This window comes from Vibrio sp. 11-4(1), from assembly GCF_013048625.1.
Classification (GTDB): Bacteria; Pseudomonadota; Gammaproteobacteria; order Enterobacterales; family Vibrionaceae; genus Vibrio; species Vibrio diabolicus.
On record NZ_VHSY01000008.1, the window covers coordinates 1 to 21,537 of the forward strand.

Consider the following 21,537-nt stretch of genomic DNA (forward strand, 5'->3'; position numbering starts at 1 on the left):
CTATTTCGGCAGGATCAGTTTGTTTATGCTGGTAAGTTTCAGGTTCCTAGGATTGAAATTGGAATTCTGGCTCTTGTTCCGGCTCTGGCTCTGGCTCTGGCTCTGGCTCTGGCTCTGGCTCTGGCTCTGGCTCTGGCTCTGGCTCTGGCTCTGGCTCTGGCTCTGGCTCTGGCTCTGGCTCTGGCTCTGGCTCTGGCTCTGGCTCTGCAGATGATATCTCTTGAGCCAGCAAGTCAAGCTCTTCCTCAAGAGTCGTTGCTTCAGCCTCATCACCCAATAGCGCATTAAAGTAGTCATCAAGCGCTTGTTCACTGGAAAGCACGTCGTTACTGCTCATCGAACGCTAACCTCTCCAGGTAAATCAGTAACTGTTTATACGCAAACACACCACGACTACCAGATGCAAAATGCGATGCTGGCAAATGCTTTAAACTAGCATCACGGAACTTGGTATCAATCGGCACCGCAGAGGTCCATACTTGATTTGGGTAATCTTTCTTCAGTTGCATCAATGTCTGCAAAGACGCTTTGGTGCGCTTGTCATACATCGTTGGAACGATAGTCACTTTGAAACCACCCGGACGAGACTTTTGCATAATGGTTAACGTGCGCATCATGCGTTCCAAGCCTTTCATCGCCAAAAACTCGGTTTGAACGGGAATCAAAATTCGGTCACTGGCGGCCAGTGCGTTCACCATCATCACACCAAGAATTGGCGGGCAGTCAATCAACACATAATCATAGTCTTGTGAGACCGCTTGTAGAGCTCGTTTTAAGATCAATCCCATCCCACTGCGATTCCCCATGACACGATCAAGCGTCGCAAGGGACATATGCGCGGGAATGATATCCATCCCTTCCAGTTTTGTCTCTAGGATTAACGGCCTCACCGTTTCACGAGAGAATGTCTTCAACTGGAATAAATCAAACAGGCTCGAAGTTACTGCGTCAGGATCATAACCAAGATAGGTAGTCAGTGATGCGTGAGGGTCAGTATCGACCATCAGTACGCGATGGCCTTTTTGACTCAGCAAACCCGCTAATGTCACTGTTGAGGTGGTTTTACCCACGCCACCTTTCTGGTTAGCTACACTCCAAACAATCATGATGAATCCTACGCTAGGCCAACTTCCACCAACATGCGTTCTGCAATGCGGTCAAGCGGTAAATCTTCTGAAGAAATGCCTGCTTTAGCAACAGCTTGGGGCATACCATAAACAACACAACTTTCTTCATCTTGAGCCCAAATAGTTGAGCCTGCAGCCTTCAACATACGAGCGCCTTCACGACCGTCTGCACCCATGCCAGTCAGCACTAAAGAGAGTACTTTGTCACCGTATACTTTGGCTGCAGAACCAAAAGTCACATCCACACATGGTTTGTAGTTCATGCGGTCGCCGCCATCAATGATACGAATACGAGCAGCCCCCGCTCGACCATCCACCATCATTTGCTTACCACCTGGAGCAAGGTATGCCACACCAGGCTGTAAGACATCGCCGTCTTGGGCTTCTTTCACTTGAATCTTACACAAGGTATTCAAACGGCTGGCAAATGCAGCAGTAAAGGTTGCTGGCATATGTTGGATCAATACGATCGGATGCGGGTAGTTCATCGGTAAACGCGTCAGAATTTTTTGCAAAGCAACCGGACCACCAGTCGACGTGCCAATTGCGGTCAGTTGATACTTCTTACCGGAGGCTCGGAACTTTGCCGCAGCCGGTCGAGCTGGAGCTGGAGTCGCTGGCGAAGCCGTTCTTGAACCTAGTGGACGAGATGCCGCATTGGTACTCGCAGCAACGCGAGTGATTGGTCGACGCATAAAAGCGCGCTTCGAAGCAATCTGAATAACTCGTTGCTGAAGCAGTGACACCGCTTCTTCGCGGTTACGTGCGATGTCTTCAAACTTTTTCGGTAAGAAATCCAATGCGCCCGCATCAAGCGCATCAAGCGTGGCTTTCGCCCCGTCATGAGTCAGGGACGAAAACATTAGGATTGGCGTTGGAGCCGCTGCCATGATTTCACGTACAGCGGTAATGCCATCCATCACTGGCATTTCAATATCCATCGTGATGACGTCCGGTTTAAGAGATTTGGCTTTCTCAACCGCCTCTCTGCCATTTACCGCAACGTCAATCACTTCTAGGCGCGATTCTGAGTTGATGATTTCGCTCACGCGACGTCGAAAAAAACTCGAATCATCAACGACTAGTACTTTAATCGCCATCTTATTCCTTTTAATAACGTCAGCTTTGCTTAAAGGCGTGAAGCCGCAGCATATCGCTTAAGTAAATCAGGCACATCTAGAATTAATGCAATATGGCCATCGCTAGTGATTGTTGCACCAGCCATGCCCGGAGTGCCTTGCAATAGATTATCGAGTGGCTTAATAACCACTTCTTCTTGACCAATAAGCGTATCCACAACAAAACCAACGCGCTGGTTACCGATCTGTACAATAACCACATGACCGTGACCAGTACGCTCTTCGACGCTTTGTGATTTGGATGCTAACCAGTTCTGTAAGTAAAATAGCGGGATAGATTTTTCACGCACAATGATCGTCAACTGACCATCTACCACGTTTGTGCGACTCAGATCCAAGTGGAAAATTTCGCTCACAGATGCCAGTGGCAGCGCAAACGGATGACCGCCAACACCAACCATCAGTGTTGGTAGGATCGCAAGCGTCAGTGGTACTTTGATCGTGATCTTAGTGCCCTTACCTAGCTCAGAATCGATATCGATTGAACCATTTAAGGTGTTGATCGCCGTCTTAACCACATCCATGCCAACGCCACGGCCAGAGATGTCAGAAATTTTATCTTTACTTGAGAAACCTGGCGCAAAGATAAGGTTGAAGCACTCTTTGTCTGTTAAACGGGCCGCTGCATCTTCGTCCATCATGCCGCGCTTAACCGCGATACCACGCAGTTTGTTCGGGTCCATACCGCCGCCATCATCTACGATGGATAGCTCAATGTGATCCCCTTCTTGCGATGCAGACAAAATCACTTTACCTGTGCGTGATTTACCTGCTTTCGCGCGATCGTCTGGCATTTCAATACCGTGGTCAACCGAGTTACGAACCAAGTGAATCAATGGATCAGCCAATGCTTCTACAAGGTTTTTATCGAGATCGGTTTCTTCACCGCGCATTTCCAGCACGATGTCTTTATTTAAGTTGCGCGCCAAGTCACGGACAACGCGTGGGAAACGGCCAAATACTTTCTTGATTGGCTGCATACGCGTTTTCATTACCGCGCCTTGCAGATCCGCCGTTACGACATCAAGGTTGGCGACCGCTTTGGACATTTCTTCATTGTCGCTGTTCAAACCAAGGCTTAATAGACGGTTTCGGACCAATACAAGCTCACCTACCATGTTCATGATGGTATCAAGCGTCGAGGTATCGACACGAACAGTTGCCTCGGCCTGAGGCTTTTTAACCGCTGGCGCTTTCGCCTCTTCTTTCACCGCGACAGGTTTAGATTCTGGTTTTGGTGCTGGAGCCGGAGTTGGAGCTGCTGGTGCTGGCTTAACCGCAGGCTCAGGTTTCGCAGGGCTTTCCTCTACGTTTGCTGATGCCGGCTTCGTTGCCATATCCAGTTCTTCCAGCGTGGGACCTTTGCCCGCACCATGTAGCTCGTCGAGTAACTTTTCGAACTCTTCGTCCGTCATTAAGTCACTATCTTGATTTGCTGACGATGCAACTGGCGCAACTGGTTCTGCCGCTTTAGGAGGTTCTGCTGGTGCAGATGCTGCAGCCTCTGCCGCTGATGGACTTTTGCCAACGCCGTGAAGTTCGTCAAGTAGACGTTCAAATTCATCGTCAGTGATATCGCCACTTTCAACTGATGGCGCACTTGATTGAGGGGGCTCTGATGGCGCTGTTGGTGTCGCAGGTTCTGAAGAGCCTGGAGCTGAGCCTTTACCATGAAGTTCATCCAGCAGCTTTTCGAATTCGTCTTGGGTAATTTCATCGACAGAGCCGACACTTGACGCTGGCGCGGCAGGTTCTTCAATAACAGGCTCAGGAATGACAGGTTCAGGAGTAACCACTGGTTCTTCAACCACGGTTACAGCGACTTCATCTTCTGATTCAGGTTTACATAGACGATGAAGTTCTTCAAGAAGGGCAGGATCCGCAGCTTCCAATGGCTCACGATCTTGAACAGCTTGGAACTGGGTATTGACCGTATCCAACGCTTTTAGCATCGTATCCATTAAGTTTTGCGTGACCGTGCGTTGGCCGTTTCGTAAAACGTCGAACACGTTCTCCGCACCATGACAAGTATCGACTAGCTCTGCCAAAGACAGGAAGCCAGCACCGCCTTTTACGGTGTGAAACCCGCGGAAAATTGCATTAAGTAAGTCTTTGTCTTCTGGGTTATTTTCCAATTCAACCAACTGCTCAGAAAGCAGTTCGAGAATTTCCCCAGCCTCAATGAGAAAGTCCTGAAGAATATCTTCGTCTAAATCGTAGCTCATACGTTACCTTTAAAATCCAAGACTGGACAACAAGTCATCGACTTCGTCCTGCGATGAAACCGCATCTTCTCTCAGTTCTGGATGAAGAATCGGGCCTTCGGCTTCGCTTGTTTGTGTATTCTTTTTATCTGCCGGTTCTGACAAAACTTGAATGTGTTCTTCAGGTTTATTTCCAGAGAATACGGTTAGGATTTCCACTAAGCGGCCTTCTACTTCATTTACCAACGTAATTACGCGGCGAATAATTTGGCCAGTTAGGTCTTGGAAGTCTTGCGCCATGAGAATTTCGGTCAATTGACCACGCAACTCAGTACTGTCACCTTCGACTTGAACTAATAGCTCGTCGATTCGGTGACAAAGTGCTTTGAATTCGCTTAATTCGATGCGCCCGTGCATGAGTTCATTCCATTGAGGACGAACTTTCTGAAGGCAATCATGCAGGTTGTCAGCGATAGGAAGGCAGCAGTCGACTGCATCCATCGTTTTGTTGGCTGCTAGCTCTGTCTTCTCGATCACATAATTAAGACGATCCCTTGCGTTAGGGATTTCGTCTTTCGCAATTTCGGTCATGCGCTGATCGAGACTGAACTGCTTGAGTGATTCGTGAAGGTCTCGAGTTAAGGCTCCAATTTCTTGCAGCATTGGATTCTCGGCACCTTCGTAGATCGAGGCAACAAGCATATTGGCTTGGTCTTGTTCCCCGTTTTCTAGCATTTGAACGAGTGACTTCGCCTGCTCTAGTGAGATCATTCTGAATAGACCCTTTTACGTTTAGTTCTTCTTATCACTTTAAAAACGCTAAACGAGTCATTTAATAGGTATTTAATAATTGGTATGAATGACTCGAATAACAAAGAGAAAAAGAGAGAGTTATAAACGCTCGAAAATTTTATCTAATTTTTCTTTTAATGTTGCAGCAGTAAATGGCTTAACAATGTAGCCGTTTACGCCTGCTTGAGCAGCTTCAATGATCTGCTCACGCTTCGCTTCAGCCGTGATCATTAGAACTGGCAAATGCTTAAGTTCTGCATCCGCGCGGATGTGTTTAAGCAAATCGATGCCTTGCATACCTGGCATGTTCCAGTCAGTTACAACAAAATCGAAGTCACCTTTTTTCAGCATTGGTAATGCGGTTAAACCATCGTCCGCTTCTTGAGTGTTATTGAAACCCAAGTCACGAAGCAGGTTTTTAACAATACGGCGCATTGTTGAGAAATCATCAACAATAAGGATCTTCATGTTTTTATTCAAAATTGCCTCCACTGAATCGTAAAATCAGTGTTTTTAGTCATTTTGTGTCCACGCACTGAGCTTGGTGCGCAAACGTTGCATCGCTTGACTCAGTATTTGACTTACGCGAGATTCGCTTACGCCTAACACATCGCCAATTTCTTTCAAATTGAGTTCTTCATCATAATAAAGCGAAAGTACCAAAGCTTCACGCTCTGGAAGCTGTTTTATTGATTCAACCAGTGCTTTTCGAAATGATTCATCGGCAACCCCTTTGAACGGGTTACTGTCATCAGTTTCATCTGCAGGTGAAATCACATCATCAGAAACGCCTAAATCTTCAATACCGACTAATTTTGAGCAGTTGATATCGGTCAGAGCACTATGATATTGATCCAGTGTCATACCGAGATGCATGGCTACTTCAGAATCAGTAGGATCTCGATTTAATTCGCCTTCCAGCTCCGCAATCGCTTGGTTAATCTCTCGATTATTTTTATGAACAGAACGCGGTACCCAATCGCCTTTGCGCATGTCATCTAACATTGCGCCACGAATACGGATACCTGCATAAGTTTCAAAGCTCGCACCTTTAGAACCATCATAATTCTGCTGAGCTTCGATAAGACCGATCATGCCGGCCTGAATTAAATCCTCTACCTGAACACTCGGCGGTAAACGGCCTAATAGGTGGTGAGCAATGCGCTTAACCAACACTGAGTAGCGCTCTATAAACGCTTGCTGGCTATTAAACTTGCCATGTTGGTCATAGGTTATCGCTTTATTCACCAAAAGGGTCCTCTGCGAATTCGGTACGATTTAGCAACCTTTCCACAAAAAATTCCAAGTGTCCACTTGGTGTTTTCGGTAGTGGCCACGTTAACGCTTTGTTTGCTAGTGAGCTAATAGCTAAAGCAGCAGGAGAGCGAGGGAACGCATCAACGACAATTTTTTGTCTTTTTACAGCCTGTCGTACTTTATCATCTAATGGAATACATGCTACGAGTTCAAGGCTGACATTCAAGAATCGCTCTGTGACTAGCGTCAACTTTGCAAACAATTCTCGCCCTTCACGGTAGCTTCTGACCATATTTGCTACAACTTTAAAGCGTTGGACCTGGTGTTCTTTACTTAACAGCTTAATTAACGCATATGCATCTGTGATTGAAGTTGGTTCATCACACACAACCACAACGACATCTTGAGCTGCTCGCGAAAAACTGATTACCATGTCAGAAATGCCTGCGGCGGTATCTATCAGCAGGACGTCCATTTCGTCTTCAAGACTACCAAATGCTCGAATGAGTCCAGCATGTTGAGCGTGAGAAAGCTCAGTCATGCTCTGTGTGCCAGAAGTTGCAGGGATTATCTTTATACCATAAGGCCCTTCGACAATCGCATCTTTTAGCTCACATTCACCCGCTAAGACATGTCCTAGATTACGTTTTGCACGAATTCCGAGCATCACGTCCACATTGGCCAGACCTAAATCAGCGTCGAGAACCATCACCTTCTTGCCTTGGCGAGCCATACAAATCGCCAGACCCAGTGTTACGTTTGATTTCCCCACACCACCTTTGCCGCCAGTAACAGCAATCACTTTGGTCAACGATGGTTGTGTTAAGCGACGGAGGCCGCTTGCTTGATCGTGTATCATATTCTCAGTCATAGTAGTCCGCCGCCTTAGAGTCCTTCACTGTCACTGTTCCAAAAGTGAGGTTCGTTCTCTGTCGACTTCTCTAACAGTTCATTTGCTTTCGCAAGCATATATTTTGGTTGCGCTATCACAATGTCTTCTGGCACGCGCTGGCCATTAGCTATGTAAGCCACTGGCATTGCGTTTTGAATCACTACACTGATGAATTCGCCTAGACTTAATGACTCATCAAGCTTCGTCATAATACAACCCGAAAGTGGTATGCGTCGGAAGTGATCCAGCGTTTCTTGTAGAACGCGACGTTGTGCGGTAGCTGGCAAAACAAGGTAGCTGTGAATCACTTCTCCGCTCTCTTGCATTAGAGTATCGAGCTGCTCAGAAAGCCTGACATCTCGTTGCCCCATCCCTGCCGTATCGACCAAAATCAGTCTTCTGTTTCTTAGCTGATATATAACATCGGCTAACTCGTTAGAATCTTTAGCAACTCTTACGGGACAACCCATGATTCTTCCGTAAATTGAGAGCTGCTCATGTGCACCTATGCGATATGTATCTGTTGTCACAAGGGCCACATTGTCGGCACCGTATTCCATGGCGGCACGTGCTGCGAGCTTCGCAACGGTGGTTGTTTTTCCCACCCCCGTCGGACCTAACAGTGCGACCACACCACCACGTTTTAAAATGTCCTGTTTAGGAATATTGATTTGATCCGCCACCAGCGACAACAGCGCTTTCCACGCTCGCGCTGGTTTTGTATCTTCCGGGATATAGCAAGCCATTTGGTCTGCTAACTCCGGAGAAACGCCCATACGCTCTAAGCGCTTAATCAGCATTGCTCTGAGCGGCTCACGACGTTCCACTTCCTGCCACATTAGGCCAGAGACTTGATGCTCTAGAAGACGACGAATTGACGTCATCTCTTCGCGCATACTCTCCAGCTCATCAGCAGACTCTTCTCGCTCATCACTTGGACGGCGGCGATCATAGCGTGTCGGATCCAACTTCGGCGTTGGACGCTCAAATCGATTATCTTGTGCGATTAACTTCGCCAAAGGTGAATCTGGTTGATATGGCGCTGGCTTTTCTTGGTTGTAGCCGTCGCGATGCTTATTCTGGCGTTGCAATAAAGCAGAAAGCGAATCTTCATTTTCCGCTACATGATCGTCAGCATCTGCTGCACCACCACTATATTGCTTAAGCATGTTAGCGAATCGCTGCGTCATCGAGCCTGTTTTTTCGTTGTTACTGTTATTACTGTTCAGGCTAATTTTATCTTCATCTAAATGACGATCTTGATAACGATCAGCAGAAGACGATGACATTTGACGATGTTCGTTATAGCGATTCGATTGAGAAGCACCGCGATTTTGTTGTGACGCTGCGCTTGCTTGAGACGGGTTAGATTCACTATCTATCGCCGCAACAATCGCCACCCCACCAGCCACTTTCTTGTTTGACATGATCACCGCTTCCGCGCCTAACTCCTCTTTCACTTGGAGCAGCGCCGTTCTCATGTCTTTGGCAAAAAATCGCTTTATTTTCAAACTATGAATCCATTAATGATGCGTGAGATCAGTTACCCACGGCTTGCACAATTCTGATCTGTTTTTCATCCGGGATTTCTTGGTAAGACAGTACCCGGAGATTAGGTATTGTGTTCTTCACAAATTTCGCCAACGTCGAGCGTAATACACCGGAAGTAAGCAGAACGGCTGGCTCGCCTTTCAATTCTTGTTCCTGTGTCGCTTGGCTTAGTGAAGACTGCAATCGTTCAGCGAGCCCCGGTTCAATCCCCGCAGATTCGCCTCCTGATGCTTGCATAGTTTGATGCAATATTTGTTCCAGTTCAGGTATCAAAGTAATCACTGGCAGCTCAGGCTCTATACCATTGATTTCTTGAACAATTAGACGTTTTAGACTAATTCGAACTGCTGCCGTCAATATGTCAGCTTCTTGACTCTTACTTGAGTACTCAGCCAAAGTTTGAACAATCGTGCGAATATCGCGGATTGGAATGGCCTCGTTTAACAAGTTTTGTAGGACTTTCACCACCACACCTAATGGTAATTGGTCAGGAACAAAGTTCTCAACCAACTTAGGCGCGCTGCGTCCTAACATTTCTAATAAATTCTCTACTTCTTCATGACCAATCAACTGCGATGCGTTGTTAGTCAATAACTGGCTCAGGTGCGTCGCTAATACCGTTGATGAATCAACAACCGTATAACCTAACGCCTGAGCATGCTCACGCTGATCTTCGCGAATCCATACGGCTTCCAGTCCAAATGCAGGGTCAATGGTTGGCTCGCCATCAATCATGCCATACACCTGACCTGGGTTAATCGCTAGCTCTTGATCCGGACGAATCTCAGCTTCGCCCACCGCAACCCCCATTAACGTAATTCGATAGCTGTTTGGCGTCAGTTCAAGGTTGTCACGTATGTGAACCGCAGGGATTAAGAACCCAAAATCTTGCGATAGCTTTTTACGCACACCTTTTACGCGCTCTAACAGCTCTCCGCCTTGGTCTCGGTCCACTAATGGAATCAAGCGGTAACCCACTTCTAGGCCAATAATATCGACTGGCTGGACGTCGTCCCAAGACAGTTCGCGTTGTGATGAAGGCTCTGCACCTTCGTCGGCTTTCGCTGGTAAAGCCGGTTCTTTCGCTTTCTGCTTTTGGCGTTTATCGATGAAATACGCCGCCGCGCCAGCCGCTACCGCCAGACTCAAAAACGCAAAGTGTGGCATGCCCGGTACGATACCCATCACACCGAGAATAGCTGCGGTAATCATCAGTGCTTTTGGGTTGTCGAACATCTGGAAGACCAGCTGTTCACCCATATCTTCATCGGTGTTTTGACGCGTCACCATCATCGCCGCAGCAATCGACAGCAATAGCGATGGAATCTGTGCAACTAGGCCGTCACCAATCGTCAGCAAAGTATAGATTTCAATTGCCTCACCGAAACCCAATCCATACTGCGCCATACCGATCGACAGACCGCCGATGATGTTGATAAACAGAATCAAAATACCGGCAATCGCGTCACCTTTTACGAACTTCGAGGCACCATCCATCGAGCCGTAGAAATCCGCTTCTTTGGTCACTTCAAAACGACGAACTCTTGCTTGTTCTTGGTCTATCAATCCGGCATTTAAGTCCGCATCAATCGCCATCTGCTTACCTGGCAACGCATCAAGGGTGAAGCGAGCACTTACCTCAGAGATACGACCCGCACCTTTGGTCACCACCATAAAGTTGATGATCATTAAGATAAGGAAAACCACTAAGCCGACCGCGTAGTTACCACCAATAACGACATTACCAAACGCTTCAATTACGTTACCTGCCGCGTTGCCGCCTTCGTGACCATGCAGTAAGACGACACGTGTCGAGGCAACGTTCAGCGCCAAACGCAACAAAGTCGCGATCAGCAGTACCGTCGGAAAAGCGGCGAAGTCCAACGGACGACGTGTGTAAACGGTCACTAACAACACCACCATCGACAACGCGATGTTAAAGGTGAAGAACATATCCAGCAAAAAGGCTGGAATAGGCAGCACCACCATCGCTAAGGTGGCCAAAACCATCACCGGTGCGCCAATAGCTGGCATTTCACGCTGAGGGATTCGTGGCAATTTATCTGCAAATGGCAGGCTTAACTTCATACTACGAGAGATCTCAATCGATTGAAGCGTCACGTTAGCTCTTACTATTAATACGCGACCGCTTTGGCCTAAAAGTTTAGGTATGGTTGATAATTAAGGCGTTTTAAGCAAGCTATGTACCATAATTAACGCCAAAATAATGACTAAACACTCAAGTAGAGTTTAATATCTGATTCAATTAGCCTTTTTAGAATTAGGCTTCTTTTAGCATTAGTGCCGGTGTTCTGGCGGGATTGGCAAATCGTAATCCTGAATTTTGGGGCGCTGACCACCTCGCTTTCGGTATTGCTTCAACTGGAATACAAATGCCAAAACCTGAGCCACCGCAGTAAATAATCCATCGGGGATCTCTTGTTCTAGCTCAGTAGTATGGTACAGCGCACGAGCAAGTGGCGGAGCAGGTACAATTGTGATGTCATGCTCTCGGGCGACTTCTCGAATCTTCATTGCCATGTGATCAGTACCTTTAGCGATCACTACCGGCGCACGGTCTGTCTTCTGTTTATAACGAAGCGCAACCGAAAAGTGCTCTGGGTTGGTAACAATAACATCAGCCTGAGGAACGTCTGCCATCATACGACGTTGAGCCGCTTCCCTTTGCAACATACGAATACGGCCTTTAACTTCCGGCTTACCCTCGGTTTCTTTATATTCGTCTTTGACTTCTTGCTTGGTCATTTTTAACTGATCGGCGTGCTGCCAGATTTGAAATGGAATATCGATGGCAACCACAATCAATAGCGAGCAACTGATCAGCAAAATAAAGTTCAGCAGAATATCTAAAGCATGGAAGATGTTTTGCGGATACACATCCATACTTAATTGAATCAGATCCGCCTGCGATGCTTGGATCAAATAGATCGCGACACCAGTAACCAAAACCACTTTAAGAATTGATTTGATCAACTCTACCCAGCTTTGCATTCCCACCATCCGCTTTAAACCGCTAAGCGGATTCATTTTCGACAGCTTTGGCATAGCCGCTTGAGCAGAAAAACTGATTCCTCCCACACCCGCAGCACCAATCATGGCGGCAGTAAACAACGTAGCTAGCACCAAAAATAGAGGGAACAACAAATCGGTCATCGCCCCTAAAGCAATGTCAAATAGCTTTGCCGTATCGAAAATCTCTTCTCGTTGAAGATCAAATAAACGGCTCATGATGGAAAACAGTGAGCGTGCTAACGCCTCGCCAAACCACATCAGTGAAATGGCACCAACGATCAGTACAGATGCTGATGCGAGTTCTTTAGATCGAGCGACCTGCCCCTTTTCTCTGGCTTGTTGTAACCGTCGGGGCGTAGCTTCTTCGGTGCGTTCCTGACCGTCTGATTCTGCCAAATCTTAGCACTCCAAGCGAATAAGCCGACAAATCTGCGCCTCACCCACTGTCCAGAACATTTCATAATGACTGTAAAGGCCAGCCAGTATGTACCAACACAGTAATAGACCCACCATCAACGCAAATGCAAAACCAAGCGAAAAGATGTTTAACTGTGGTGCAGCACGGGTCATTACACCAAACGACAAGTTAATGGTAAGTAGCGCAATAATGCCAGATAGCGACATACTCAGTGCCGTTTGGAACATAATACCAAGCCAGCCAGCCATTTCACGGAAATCAACCGCGTTGAGCGAGCCGGAACCAATCGGCAAGGTTTTAAAGCTGAACACTACCAGTTGCAGCATTTTCAAGTGCCCATCGGTGGCAAGGAAAAACATTGTCGTCAAAAACATGAATAGCTGACCAAGCAATGGCGTGTTCTGACCATTTGCGGGATCAACCATAGAAGCGAAACCCAAACTTGATTGCATACCCAATATTTGTCCCAACAAGACAAAGGTTTGAATCATAAATTGAGTGACCATCCCCATCGCAATACCGATGATCATTTGCTCGGCAATGGTCATAAAACCCCGAAACGAGAGCAACTCAATGTCTTGAGGCACTGCAGGGATCGCAGGCATGACGGCAAAAGTGATGGCTAACCCGAGGTAAAGGCGGATTCGTGGTGAGACAAATCGAGCCCCAGTTACCGTCATCACCATCAGCATGGAAGAGATACGAACGTAGGGCCAGAAATAGTTTGCGATCCAATCTAAGACAACGCTAGTGGGGTACTCCATAGGCGCCTCTAATAAAGCACCTGAGGTAAGCGCTCAATCAAGCCATAGAAATATTCCATCAACATTTGCGTCATCCAGTGACCAAATAGCATTAGAGCCAAAAGCGTGACAATCAAACGCGGCAAGAAGCTCAATGTTTGTTCGTTGATGGAAGTCGCAGCTTGGAAAATCGCAACAATAAGGCCGATAAGCAAACTTGGGATGATAATGGCGCAGACCATGATAAGCACCATCCAAAGTGCTTCACGGAAAAGCTCGACAAACATTTCTGGTGTCATGTCTTATCCTCTATCTGCGCTTATCTAAAGGGCAAAACTGCCCGCGAGTGTCGAAAGTATCAAGTTCCAGCCATCGACCAATACAAACAGCATCAACTTGAACGGCAACGAAACAATCATTGGTGACAACATCATCATACCCATTGCCATCAGTACCGACGCTACCACGAGGTCAATAATCAAAAACGGCAAGAAGAGCATAAAACCAATTTGGAATGCAGTTTTTAGCTCTGAGGTGATAAAAGCCGGAATCAACACCGCCATCGACACATCTTCTGGATTATCGACTTGCTCTCCTGACATGGTTACAAACGTCTCCAAGTCTTTGATTCGGGTCTGTTTAAGCATGAACGCTTTCATTGGCGCTTGTGCAGCATCAAATGCTTCTCGAGCCGTGACTTGCTCGTTCAAATAAGGCTGAACGGCTTTATCGTTGATTTCGTTCAGGACAGGAGACATAACAAAAAAGGTCAAAAAAAGCGCTATACCAATGATGACCTGATTAGACGGCGTTTGTTGCAAACCCATTGCCTGACGCAATATCGACATCACCACAACAATTCGAGTAAACGACGTCATTAGAATGACCATGGCAGGCAAGAAGCCAAGCATGGTCATTAACGCTAAAATTTGTAGTGTAACCGAGTAATCTTCACTGCCATCTGGGTTCGTGGTCATAGTAAACGCAGGGATGCCACCACCACTAGAAACGGACATAGCACGACTGGCGCCAGTATCACTTTGCATCGCCTGAACAGTGACGCTACTTCCATCAGCCAAGTTGTCAGGCAGAGCAGACTCCTCTGCCTCAGCAAACGAAAATGAAGAAAACAGCACGCCGACGAAAAACAACAACGTGCTCAGGAGCAAACGAATCGGGTTACCCTTTGTCATGTTTTTTGATCAGTTGGCTAAATTGAGTCGCAAAAGCATTGGTCGCCAACTCTTCCTCTTTCAGTGGCTTATCTAACTTGGCTAACGTTTGGATTGATTGGCTGGTAATTCCAACCAAAAACTGCTCTTCACCCACTTGAACTACGGCGATTCTTTCTTTGGTGCCCACTGGCAACTGACTCACAATACGCAAGCCTTTTTGTTGTCCCATCGCCGGCACTTGCATACGTTTAAGTAGCCAAGCCAACAAAAGAATCACGCCGATCACAAGCACAAGCGAGCCCAGTGTCGTCGCAAGATCCAGATTATTTGGTGCGGCAGCAAATGCATGAGGAGCACTCAGCATTAAGCTCAGTGCTCCAGTGATTTGCTTCAATCGCGTTTTGATTGAGCGGCTCATCTTAACGTAGCTTCTTAATTCGTTCAGTTTGGCTGATCACATCCGTCAAACGGATACCAAACTTATCGTTCACGACCACGACTTCGCCATGCGCAATCAGTGTACCGTTGACTAATACGTCCAATGACTCGCCCGCTAGACGATCCAACTCAACAACCGAACCTTGGTTCAACTGCAATAAGTTCCGAATGCTGATTTGTGAACGACCGACTTCCATCGAAATCGTCACCGGAATATCCATGATGGTGTCGAGTTTACGACGCTCATCTTCGGTAATTGGGCTTGAAGTGTCTTTTAGCTCTTCCAGTGGCGCGGCCAATACTTCATCTACGTCAACAGAAGGTGCAGACGGGTCTTCGCCAAGAGCGGCTGCCCATTCATCTGCTAGCTTTTGATCGTCACTTGGTTCCATTTTTCTATCCTGTGTTAAGCCTTATTTAATGCCAAAGCATGTCTGTTCAATAAGGTATCTTAATCGTCTATATCGTCTTCATTCTCAAGCTCAGACATGATGTCTTTGCCCAAGAAAGCTAAATCTGTTTTGACTACATGTGGGCGCTCAATTTCCTCAGAAATTTGCACCGCTAATTTGTCTTCCGAACGGCCCATTTTTACGCGATAGGTCGGCAGGTCTTCCACAAACATTGTCGCATGTTCTGGCATTTCAATCGGGATGATGTCACCCGGTTGCAATTCCATGAGGTCACGCAAAGAGATGTCTTTTTCAAGCAAGTTAACGCGGAAGTTAACCGGACAATCCATAATCTCTTCACGTAATGCTGAGCTCCAACGGACGTCTGTCTCCATCTTGTCGGACTGAACACCTGCATCCAACAGTTCACGGATCGGCTCAACCATGGAGTAAGGCATAACGACATGAAAATCGCCGCCGCCACCATCGACCTCAATGTGGAAAGAACTCACGACAATCACTTCTGTCGGGCTGACAATGTTAGCCATACTTGGGTTTACTTCAGAGTCGAGATATTCGAACTCCACCCCCATCACTGGCGACCACGCTTCTTTGTAGTCTTCAAATACAATCTTCAGCAGCAGCTGAATGATGCGGCGTTCCGTTGGGGTAAATTCGCGCCCTTCGATTTTGGCATGGAATCGACCATCCCCACCAAAGAAGTTTTCTACCAGAATAAAGACTAAGCGAGCCTCCATGGTGATCAACGCTGTACCTTTTAACGGACGAAAACGCACCATGTTCAAACTGGTTGGCACGTACAATGTGTTTTGGTATTCGCCAAACTTCATCATCTGCACGCCATTGATCGACACTTCTGCCGTTTTACGCAGCATATTAAACAGACTAATACGCATGTGTCGTGCAAAGCGCTCGTTGATAAGTTCGAGCGTCGGCATTCGACCACGTACAATCCTGTCTTGCGACGAGAAATCAAAATTGACGGCACCTTCGTTGTCGTTTTCTATCGGTTCATCGACGTCATCAACATCGTCAACCCCGTGCAATAGCGCATCAATTTCGTCTTGGCTTAATAGATCGGTCACGTTTTACCTATTGAATAACAAAATCTGTAAACAGTACTTTTTCAATCACTGGCTTACCGACCGCAGCGTTTAGCGCTGCTTTGATATCTTCGGAAGCACGATCGCGCAATTCCACTCGTCCCGTTGGAGAACGCAACTGATCAACCGTCGCCGAAGCAAACGTTGATAACAAAGAGCTCTCAATCAGTGGCGAATGGTACCGCGCCAACTCTTCATTCTCTGCGCCGCGAACCATTAACTGAGCTTTAATTTGTACCAGTCTGTCGCGACGGTCCCCAGTAACGTTAAATACAAATGCCTGAGGAAGATTCACGTAGGCAATCGGCGAGGCATCAGATGCCTTCGCTTGAACCTGTTGAGACGCTTCAGCCTGACCTGGTTCATCAGAGCCCATGAGAAAGAACGCTGCTGCACCACCGCCAAGTAGCAATACCACAACAGCGATTATGATGATAAGTAACTTACCTTTTCCTTTCGGCGCATCGGCCCCTTGTAGCTGTTCTTCTGCCATTGTTGTCTCTTATTGTTCTTTTAGGTTACCGAGATGCCTAAGGAAGTCGTTTGGTAACCTTGTATTATTGCCTTTAAACGGCCTGTTATGCGTAAAAGCTAATTCCATCACGCTTTGAAGCCACATTCAAATCCAGATTGACGTCAGCATCAAAGCTCTCTTCTGGTTGTCCAGAAAAACCGCTGCCTTGAGCGCTTTGACCATGTTGCTCAGCAGTATACCTACCTTGCTGCTGCCCGCTGTTTTGTTGCTGAACAGAAGAATCAGCCAATTGCATGCCCTGCTGCGCCAACATCTCTCTCAAGCGAGGAAGCGTCTGTTCAATGATGTCACGCGCTTGCGGGTTGTTCACCGTAAAATGCACATTAGCTACATCGTTGTTCATCGTCATACGAATTTGCATACGACCTAATTCTGGTGGATCAAGACGAATATCGAGGTTTTTTAGGTTCTTCGACATCATCATTTGCACTTTTTCCGCCACTTGCTCATTGGCCAACTCTTTGGTCAGTTGCAACGGAAGCTGAGCTTGCTGCGCAGCATCAATACGCGCTTGTTGCTGCACGTTTGTTCCTTGTTGACCCGCCATCGCCTGAAGCTGCCCTGCTAAACCATGTTGAAGTTCTGGTTTATCTTGCTTATCCGCTGTCGCTTTAAGTGCACCAGCAGTCAATGCGGCATTCACAACTTTCTGGTTAACCTCTCCGTCCTTTACGCCTTGAAGCGCCGTCGGCAAATGAGCTGCGGCCAACGCATCTGGCATCGGAGATAATGCGACTTTATCTGTACTCTGAACAGCTTGTGGCTGAGCTGATTGAGGCGCAAAACTAAGGGCTTGCTGAGACATCCCCATAGGTGTAGCCTGGCGAGCCAAATGATGTTGTACTTGCTGCTCGGCGAGAACCTGTTTAACGTCAGTAGGAAGCGCAACAAACTGGGCAAGATCTTGCTCTGGAATATCGGCAATGACCGTCCCTTTTTTCAACCCTTTTATGATCTCAGCTTCTTGCTGAGTCAGTGGTTTTCCCTGCGCCAGTTTGGTATCTATGAGTTCGAGTTCATCCAAAGAAACACGCTGAAGCGCATCAATTTTAGAGCCATTCAAACCTACCTCCAGTGGCGATAGTTCATTGGCAACGTCACCACTGACCATGCCCTTCTCGGTTGGGTGACTGACTTGTTTAGCCAGACCTTGCCAAGTAGCAAACTCAGACGAGAGCTTATCGACATCGATAGGTTGACCATGCTTATCTAAAATTGGCTCTAAGCCTTGCCCGGTCATTGCCTGCACTTGTTCAAGCGATTGAGCTGATGGCATGTCATTCAAAGCAAGTTCATCAATGTCTGTTGTTTGCCCGTTAAACGAGTGCTCTAAACCCGCTCGTTGAGGCAAAACTTTGCCACTATCGATGGATGCATTATTCGCTTTCAAGGTTTGATTCGCTTGTTCAATACGACCAAGCAGCTGTTGTCCTTCACCCATCGCGCTTTTTGCGCCATTAGCAGCTGAAGGGGCGCTCGAGAGTGAACCTACTTTCTCAGTGACATCAGCATCATTTTGCGAGTGCGCGCCTTGTTTGGCTTCCAGTAGGCTTACTTCATCACTTTGAATGGTGTTCGCATGCTCTGTCTGCATGTCGCCAGAGCGGTTTTGCTCTTGATGGCTTTCTTGCGCCAGAAACTCTTCGGCGTCGTTACTGCTCGCTTGAGCCACGTCTGTGACCGCTTCTTGGCTATCAGCTTTTCCAGACGAAAGCTTGTTAATCTCGGCACTGTTTTGTTCTTCACCGCTTAGTGATTTCGTTGCTACTTTTTCTGACTTTTGTGAACCTGAAAACGCATCCGTCAAGGTTTCTAAAAATCCCTTGTTCTCCGCGTTTTCTGTAGGTGCTTGTGCGGCAGAGTCAGACACTGACGTCTTGCTCGTCGCAGAAACATTGGACAAATTCACATTCATATAGAAATTCTCATTATCAGCAGCTTCGAGCGCTAGGCCGCTGCTAAATTGCACACGGTGGCAAATTTAGGTTATTGGGATGATCATCTACAAAGATATCTGCAAAAATTACGCCAATAACAAGCTCATTGCTGCAGTGACAAAACGAGCGTTATAAGTGGAAGCAATATCAACTTTTAAACATTAAAAAGGCTTCGCTCGACGGCTGTAAAGCAACGTTGAAAACTCGTCCATTTGCTTTTGTTCCCGTTTGGCTTCCGCAAGCTGTTTCTCTTTCTCACGCTTTTCGATCATCCACTCATAGGATTTGCGTTCTTTGCGTACTGTTAACCAGTATTCTTGACAGTTTTCTACCTGTTCTTTGAAATGACTTTCTGCTTGTTTCTGCTTAGATAACGTTTCGTCTAGCTGAGTGAGAAAGCGATTTAAATGCCCATATTCGCTTGCCGTTAAGCCAGCCTGCCCACGGTCGATAAGCTGTTGGCAATAATCAAGGCGATACTTTTCGATTTGCTCAACCTGACGGTAATAATCTTCAAGTTCAGAGCGCGCTTTGTTCAGCGCAAGTACGGCTTGCTCTTCACGCTCTTTAGTCTGCTCAAGTAGGAACTCCATCGCATTGTTCATGCGCTATCACCCGCCCAAAATGTTTCTAAGCATGTTGACGCACATATCGTATGGCACCGATTCTTTCATGCTCTGCTGTAAGTATTCGTCTAACTTTGGCTTCAATGTAAACGCACCATCGATAGCAGGATCGGTGCCCGGTTTGTACGCCCCAATCGAGACCAAATCTTGGTTCTTGCGGCAAATCGACAAGACCTGACGTACCGCTTTCGACATCAGAACATGTTCTTCAGTGGTGATTTGCGGCATAACACGGCTAACCGACTTTTCGACGTCAATCGCAGGATAATGACCTGCATCCGCCATTTCACGGGACAGCACAATGTGACCATCAAGAATTGCCCGCGATGCATCCGCAATCGGGTCTTGTAAATCATCGCCCTCGGTCAACACGGTAAAGAACGCCGTAATTGAGCCTTGTTCGGCGCTTCCGTTACCCGCACGCTCAACCAAAGCAGGTAGCTTGGCGAACACAGATGGCGGATAGCCTTTTGTCGCTGGCGGCTCACCAACAGAAAGGGCGATTTCACGCTGTGCTTGCGCAAAACGCGTCAAGGAATCCATCAATAACAGAACGTCCAAACCTTGATCGCGAAAGTACTCGGCAATGGTTAAAGCGGTTTGACAGCCTTTCAAACGCATCAATGGTGAAGCATCGGCAGGCGCAGCCACCACGACAGAGCGACGTCGTCCATCCTCACCTAAAATCTCTTCGATAAACTCTTTAACTTCGCGTCCACGCTCACCTATCAGACCAACTACAACAACTTGTGCGGTTGTACCTCGCGTCATCATGCCAAGCGTGACCGATTTACCCACACCAGAGCCGGCAAACAGACCGATACGCTGACCTTTACCTACCGTCAATAATCCGTTAATCGCTTTCAAGCCCACATCAAGTGGCTCTGAAATTGGCTTTCGAGCAAGCGGGTTGATTGGCTCAGCATTAAAAGAGGCGCGATGATCGGTATACAACGGGCCAAGTCCATCAAGCGGATTACCAACCCCGTCAATCACTCGACCAAGTAACTCCATGCCAACAGGCAAGCCAGCGTCACTTGTTAATGGCGTCACTCTAGCGCCAGGCAAAATGCCCGTAATTTGCTCGCTTGGCATCAAAAATAGGTTATCACCTGAAAAACCGACGACCTCGGCTTCCATCTGACCGGACATGGTTTCCACTAAGCATAAACTGCCAATTGGCGCGCGACAGCCTGTCGCTTCCAACGTTAACCCAACCACTCGAACCAGTTTGCCAGAGGCAACTGGGCGCGTCGTTAAGCCTTCAACTTTGTAGTTTTTTAAACGGTCAGCCAATGCTTGCATGGATTACTCACCCTCTTGATGACGGTTTGCACCACAAAAACTGTGCAACACGCTTTTGACGCGCTCTTCCATACGGTAGTTAATGCTTGATTCACCCGCTTCAATCTGGACGTCGCCTCGATTGAGTGATGGCTCAGCAACCAACGTCCAGTTGCGGCAATCAAGGTCTTCTTCGCCGTAGGCTGAACGAATAATCGCAACGTCTTCTGGGTTCAGGTGCAAGGTAATGGGGTGACCTGATATTGGCAGCGCTTCAACCGACTGCTTAACCGTGTCTAAAATAATTTGAGGGTTGGTTTGCACTTCGACATGCACGACTTCTTTAACTAAACAGAGCACCATGTCCACCAGCTGCTTTTCAACCTGAGCATTCATTAGCTCTAACGGCTGAGCAAACTGGTTCGCTAAGTTCATAAAGGTTTCGACTTGCTGCTGAATATATTCTTGGCCTGCGGTCACGCCTTCGGCTTTTCCAAGCTCCAGCCCTTCAGCATGGCCCGCTTGCAGGCCTTCTTCTTTGCCTTTGTCGTAACCTTGCTTAAAGCCGGCTTCTTGACCTTGATACAAACCTTCCTGATAAGCGCCTTGCTTGATCAGCTCTATCTGCTCTTCGGTTAGCTCAAGTGCTTGCTCTTCTTCTGGTTCTTCAAGATTCGGTACCCAACCCGGGTCATAGTTAAACGCGGTTTGTTTTGCTTGCTTGGCTTTGGGCTCGCCGTAATCAGGCAACCCCCAACGTTGTGGTTCGATCATCGAATCATCTTCATCAGGGCGGATAAATCCACGTTTTCTTTCGCCAGCCATGGGTTACCTATTATGTATTCGATTAAGAAGTGAGGGCGCTCCGCA

At 47.3% G+C, this 21,537-nt stretch carries 21 protein-coding genes and 1 pseudogene; all 22 read right to left on the bottom strand.

What is annotated here, in order from left to right; all coding sequences use genetic code 11:
* Nucleotides 1-49: 49 nt before the first annotated feature.
* Nucleotides 50-337: pseudogene (locus FKN16_RS16755) on the bottom strand (chemotaxis protein CheW); the annotation flags it as partial.
* Entirely contained in the window at nucleotides 327-1,106 is a 780-nt protein-coding gene (locus FKN16_RS16760; RefSeq protein WP_006741712.1) for a ParA family protein, read from the bottom strand. The pseudogene FKN16_RS16755 and the gene FKN16_RS16760, both read right to left, overlap by 11 nt.
* Before the next feature lie 8 nt (nucleotides 1,107-1,114).
* Nucleotides 1,115-2,227 (bottom strand): chemotaxis response regulator protein-glutamate methylesterase, encoded by a 1,113-nt coding sequence (locus FKN16_RS16765; protein WP_170903147.1) that lies wholly within the window; start codon nucleotides 2,225-2,227, stop codon nucleotides 1,115-1,117.
* A gap of 29 nt (nucleotides 2,228-2,256) precedes the next feature.
* Nucleotides 2,257-4,491 carry a chemotaxis protein CheA gene (locus FKN16_RS16770; RefSeq protein ID WP_170903149.1) on the bottom strand — a complete coding sequence of 745 codons (2,235 nt, stop codon included), beginning with the start codon at nucleotides 4,489-4,491 and terminating at the stop codon, nucleotides 2,257-2,259.
* Nucleotides 4,492-4,500: 9 nt separating this feature from the next.
* A complete protein-coding gene (locus FKN16_RS16775) occupies nucleotides 4,501-5,241 on the bottom strand; it encodes a protein phosphatase CheZ (protein WP_006741709.1) in 741 nt (246 codons plus the stop codon).
* Between the two features lie 120 nt (nucleotides 5,242-5,361).
* Nucleotides 5,362-5,730 carry a chemotaxis response regulator CheY gene (cheY, locus tag FKN16_RS16780; RefSeq protein ID WP_017635949.1) on the bottom strand — a complete coding sequence of 123 codons (369 nt, stop codon included), beginning with the start codon at nucleotides 5,728-5,730 and terminating at the stop codon, nucleotides 5,362-5,364.
* 45 nt (nucleotides 5,731-5,775) lie between these two features.
* Nucleotides 5,776-6,510 carry an RNA polymerase sigma factor FliA gene (locus tag FKN16_RS16785; protein ID WP_170903154.1) on the bottom strand — a complete coding sequence of 245 codons (735 nt, stop codon included), beginning with the start codon at nucleotides 6,508-6,510 and terminating at the stop codon, nucleotides 5,776-5,778.
* Nucleotides 6,503-7,390 carry a MinD/ParA family protein gene (locus FKN16_RS16790; protein WP_005380498.1) on the bottom strand — a complete coding sequence of 296 codons (888 nt, stop codon included), beginning with the start codon at nucleotides 7,388-7,390 and terminating at the stop codon, nucleotides 6,503-6,505. The genes FKN16_RS16785 and FKN16_RS16790 overlap by 8 nt, the downstream gene beginning before the upstream one ends.
* Before the next feature lie 14 nt (nucleotides 7,391-7,404).
* Nucleotides 7,405-8,922, bottom strand: a complete 1,518-nt coding sequence (flhF, locus tag FKN16_RS16795) for a flagellar biosynthesis protein FlhF (RefSeq protein WP_012841533.1) — start codon at nucleotides 8,920-8,922, stop codon at nucleotides 7,405-7,407.
* A 28-nt stretch (nucleotides 8,923-8,950) separates the two neighbouring features.
* Entirely contained in the window at nucleotides 8,951-11,050 is a 2,100-nt protein-coding gene (gene flhA, locus FKN16_RS16800) for a flagellar biosynthesis protein FlhA (RefSeq protein WP_041853026.1), read from the bottom strand.
* A 210-nt stretch (nucleotides 11,051-11,260) separates the two neighbouring features.
* Nucleotides 11,261-12,391 carry a flagellar biosynthesis protein FlhB gene (flhB, locus tag FKN16_RS16805; RefSeq protein ID WP_006741705.1) on the bottom strand — a complete coding sequence of 377 codons (1,131 nt, stop codon included), beginning with the start codon at nucleotides 12,389-12,391 and terminating at the stop codon, nucleotides 11,261-11,263.
* Nucleotides 12,392-12,394: 3 nt separating this feature from the next.
* On the bottom strand, nucleotides 12,395-13,177 hold the full coding sequence (gene fliR / locus FKN16_RS16810; RefSeq protein WP_005384463.1) for a flagellar biosynthetic protein FliR: 783 nt from the start codon (nucleotides 13,175-13,177) through the stop codon (nucleotides 12,395-12,397).
* A gap of 8 nt (nucleotides 13,178-13,185) precedes the next feature.
* Nucleotides 13,186-13,455 carry a flagellar biosynthesis protein FliQ gene (fliQ, locus tag FKN16_RS16815; protein WP_012841532.1) on the bottom strand — a complete coding sequence of 90 codons (270 nt, stop codon included), beginning with the start codon at nucleotides 13,453-13,455 and terminating at the stop codon, nucleotides 13,186-13,188.
* A gap of 24 nt (nucleotides 13,456-13,479) precedes the next feature.
* Nucleotides 13,480-14,349 carry a flagellar type III secretion system pore protein FliP gene (gene fliP / locus FKN16_RS16820; protein WP_170903156.1) on the bottom strand — a complete coding sequence of 290 codons (870 nt, stop codon included), beginning with the start codon at nucleotides 14,347-14,349 and terminating at the stop codon, nucleotides 13,480-13,482.
* Nucleotides 14,336-14,749, bottom strand: coding sequence for a flagellar biosynthetic protein FliO (gene fliO / locus FKN16_RS16825; RefSeq protein WP_065645193.1), 414 nt, complete (start codon nucleotides 14,747-14,749; stop codon nucleotides 14,336-14,338). Before fliO ends, fliP begins: the two co-directional genes overlap by 14 nt.
* A 1-nt stretch (nucleotide 14,750) precedes the next feature.
* A complete protein-coding gene (gene fliN / locus FKN16_RS16830; protein ID WP_012841530.1) occupies nucleotides 14,751-15,161 on the bottom strand; it encodes a flagellar motor switch protein FliN in 411 nt (136 codons plus the stop codon).
* Nucleotides 15,162-15,220: 59 nt separating this feature from the next.
* The gene (gene fliM / locus FKN16_RS16835) at nucleotides 15,221-16,267 is read right to left on the bottom strand and encodes a flagellar motor switch protein FliM (protein ID WP_006741703.1); all 1,047 of its coding nucleotides are present in this window, start codon (nucleotides 16,265-16,267) and stop codon (nucleotides 15,221-15,223) included.
* 7 nt (nucleotides 16,268-16,274) lie between these two features.
* Nucleotides 16,275-16,778 (bottom strand): flagellar basal body-associated protein FliL, encoded by a 504-nt coding sequence (gene fliL, locus FKN16_RS16840; protein WP_170903158.1) that lies wholly within the window; start codon nucleotides 16,776-16,778, stop codon nucleotides 16,275-16,277.
* A gap of 85 nt (nucleotides 16,779-16,863) precedes the next feature.
* Entirely contained in the window at nucleotides 16,864-18,735 is a 1,872-nt protein-coding gene (locus FKN16_RS16845; RefSeq protein ID WP_170903160.1) for a flagellar hook-length control protein FliK, read from the bottom strand.
* Between the two features lie 183 nt (nucleotides 18,736-18,918).
* On the bottom strand, nucleotides 18,919-19,362 hold the full coding sequence (gene fliJ / locus FKN16_RS16850) for a flagellar export protein FliJ (RefSeq protein ID WP_124008403.1): 444 nt from the start codon (nucleotides 19,360-19,362) through the stop codon (nucleotides 18,919-18,921).
* A gap of 6 nt (nucleotides 19,363-19,368) precedes the next feature.
* Nucleotides 19,369-20,688, bottom strand: a complete 1,320-nt coding sequence (fliI, locus tag FKN16_RS16855) for a flagellar protein export ATPase FliI (protein ID WP_046875538.1) — start codon at nucleotides 20,686-20,688, stop codon at nucleotides 19,369-19,371.
* A 3-nt stretch (nucleotides 20,689-20,691) separates the two neighbouring features.
* On the bottom strand, nucleotides 20,692-21,492 hold the full coding sequence (gene fliH / locus FKN16_RS16860; protein ID WP_006741700.1) for a flagellar assembly protein FliH: 801 nt from the start codon (nucleotides 21,490-21,492) through the stop codon (nucleotides 20,692-20,694).
* Nucleotides 21,493-21,537 lie beyond the last annotated feature (45 nt).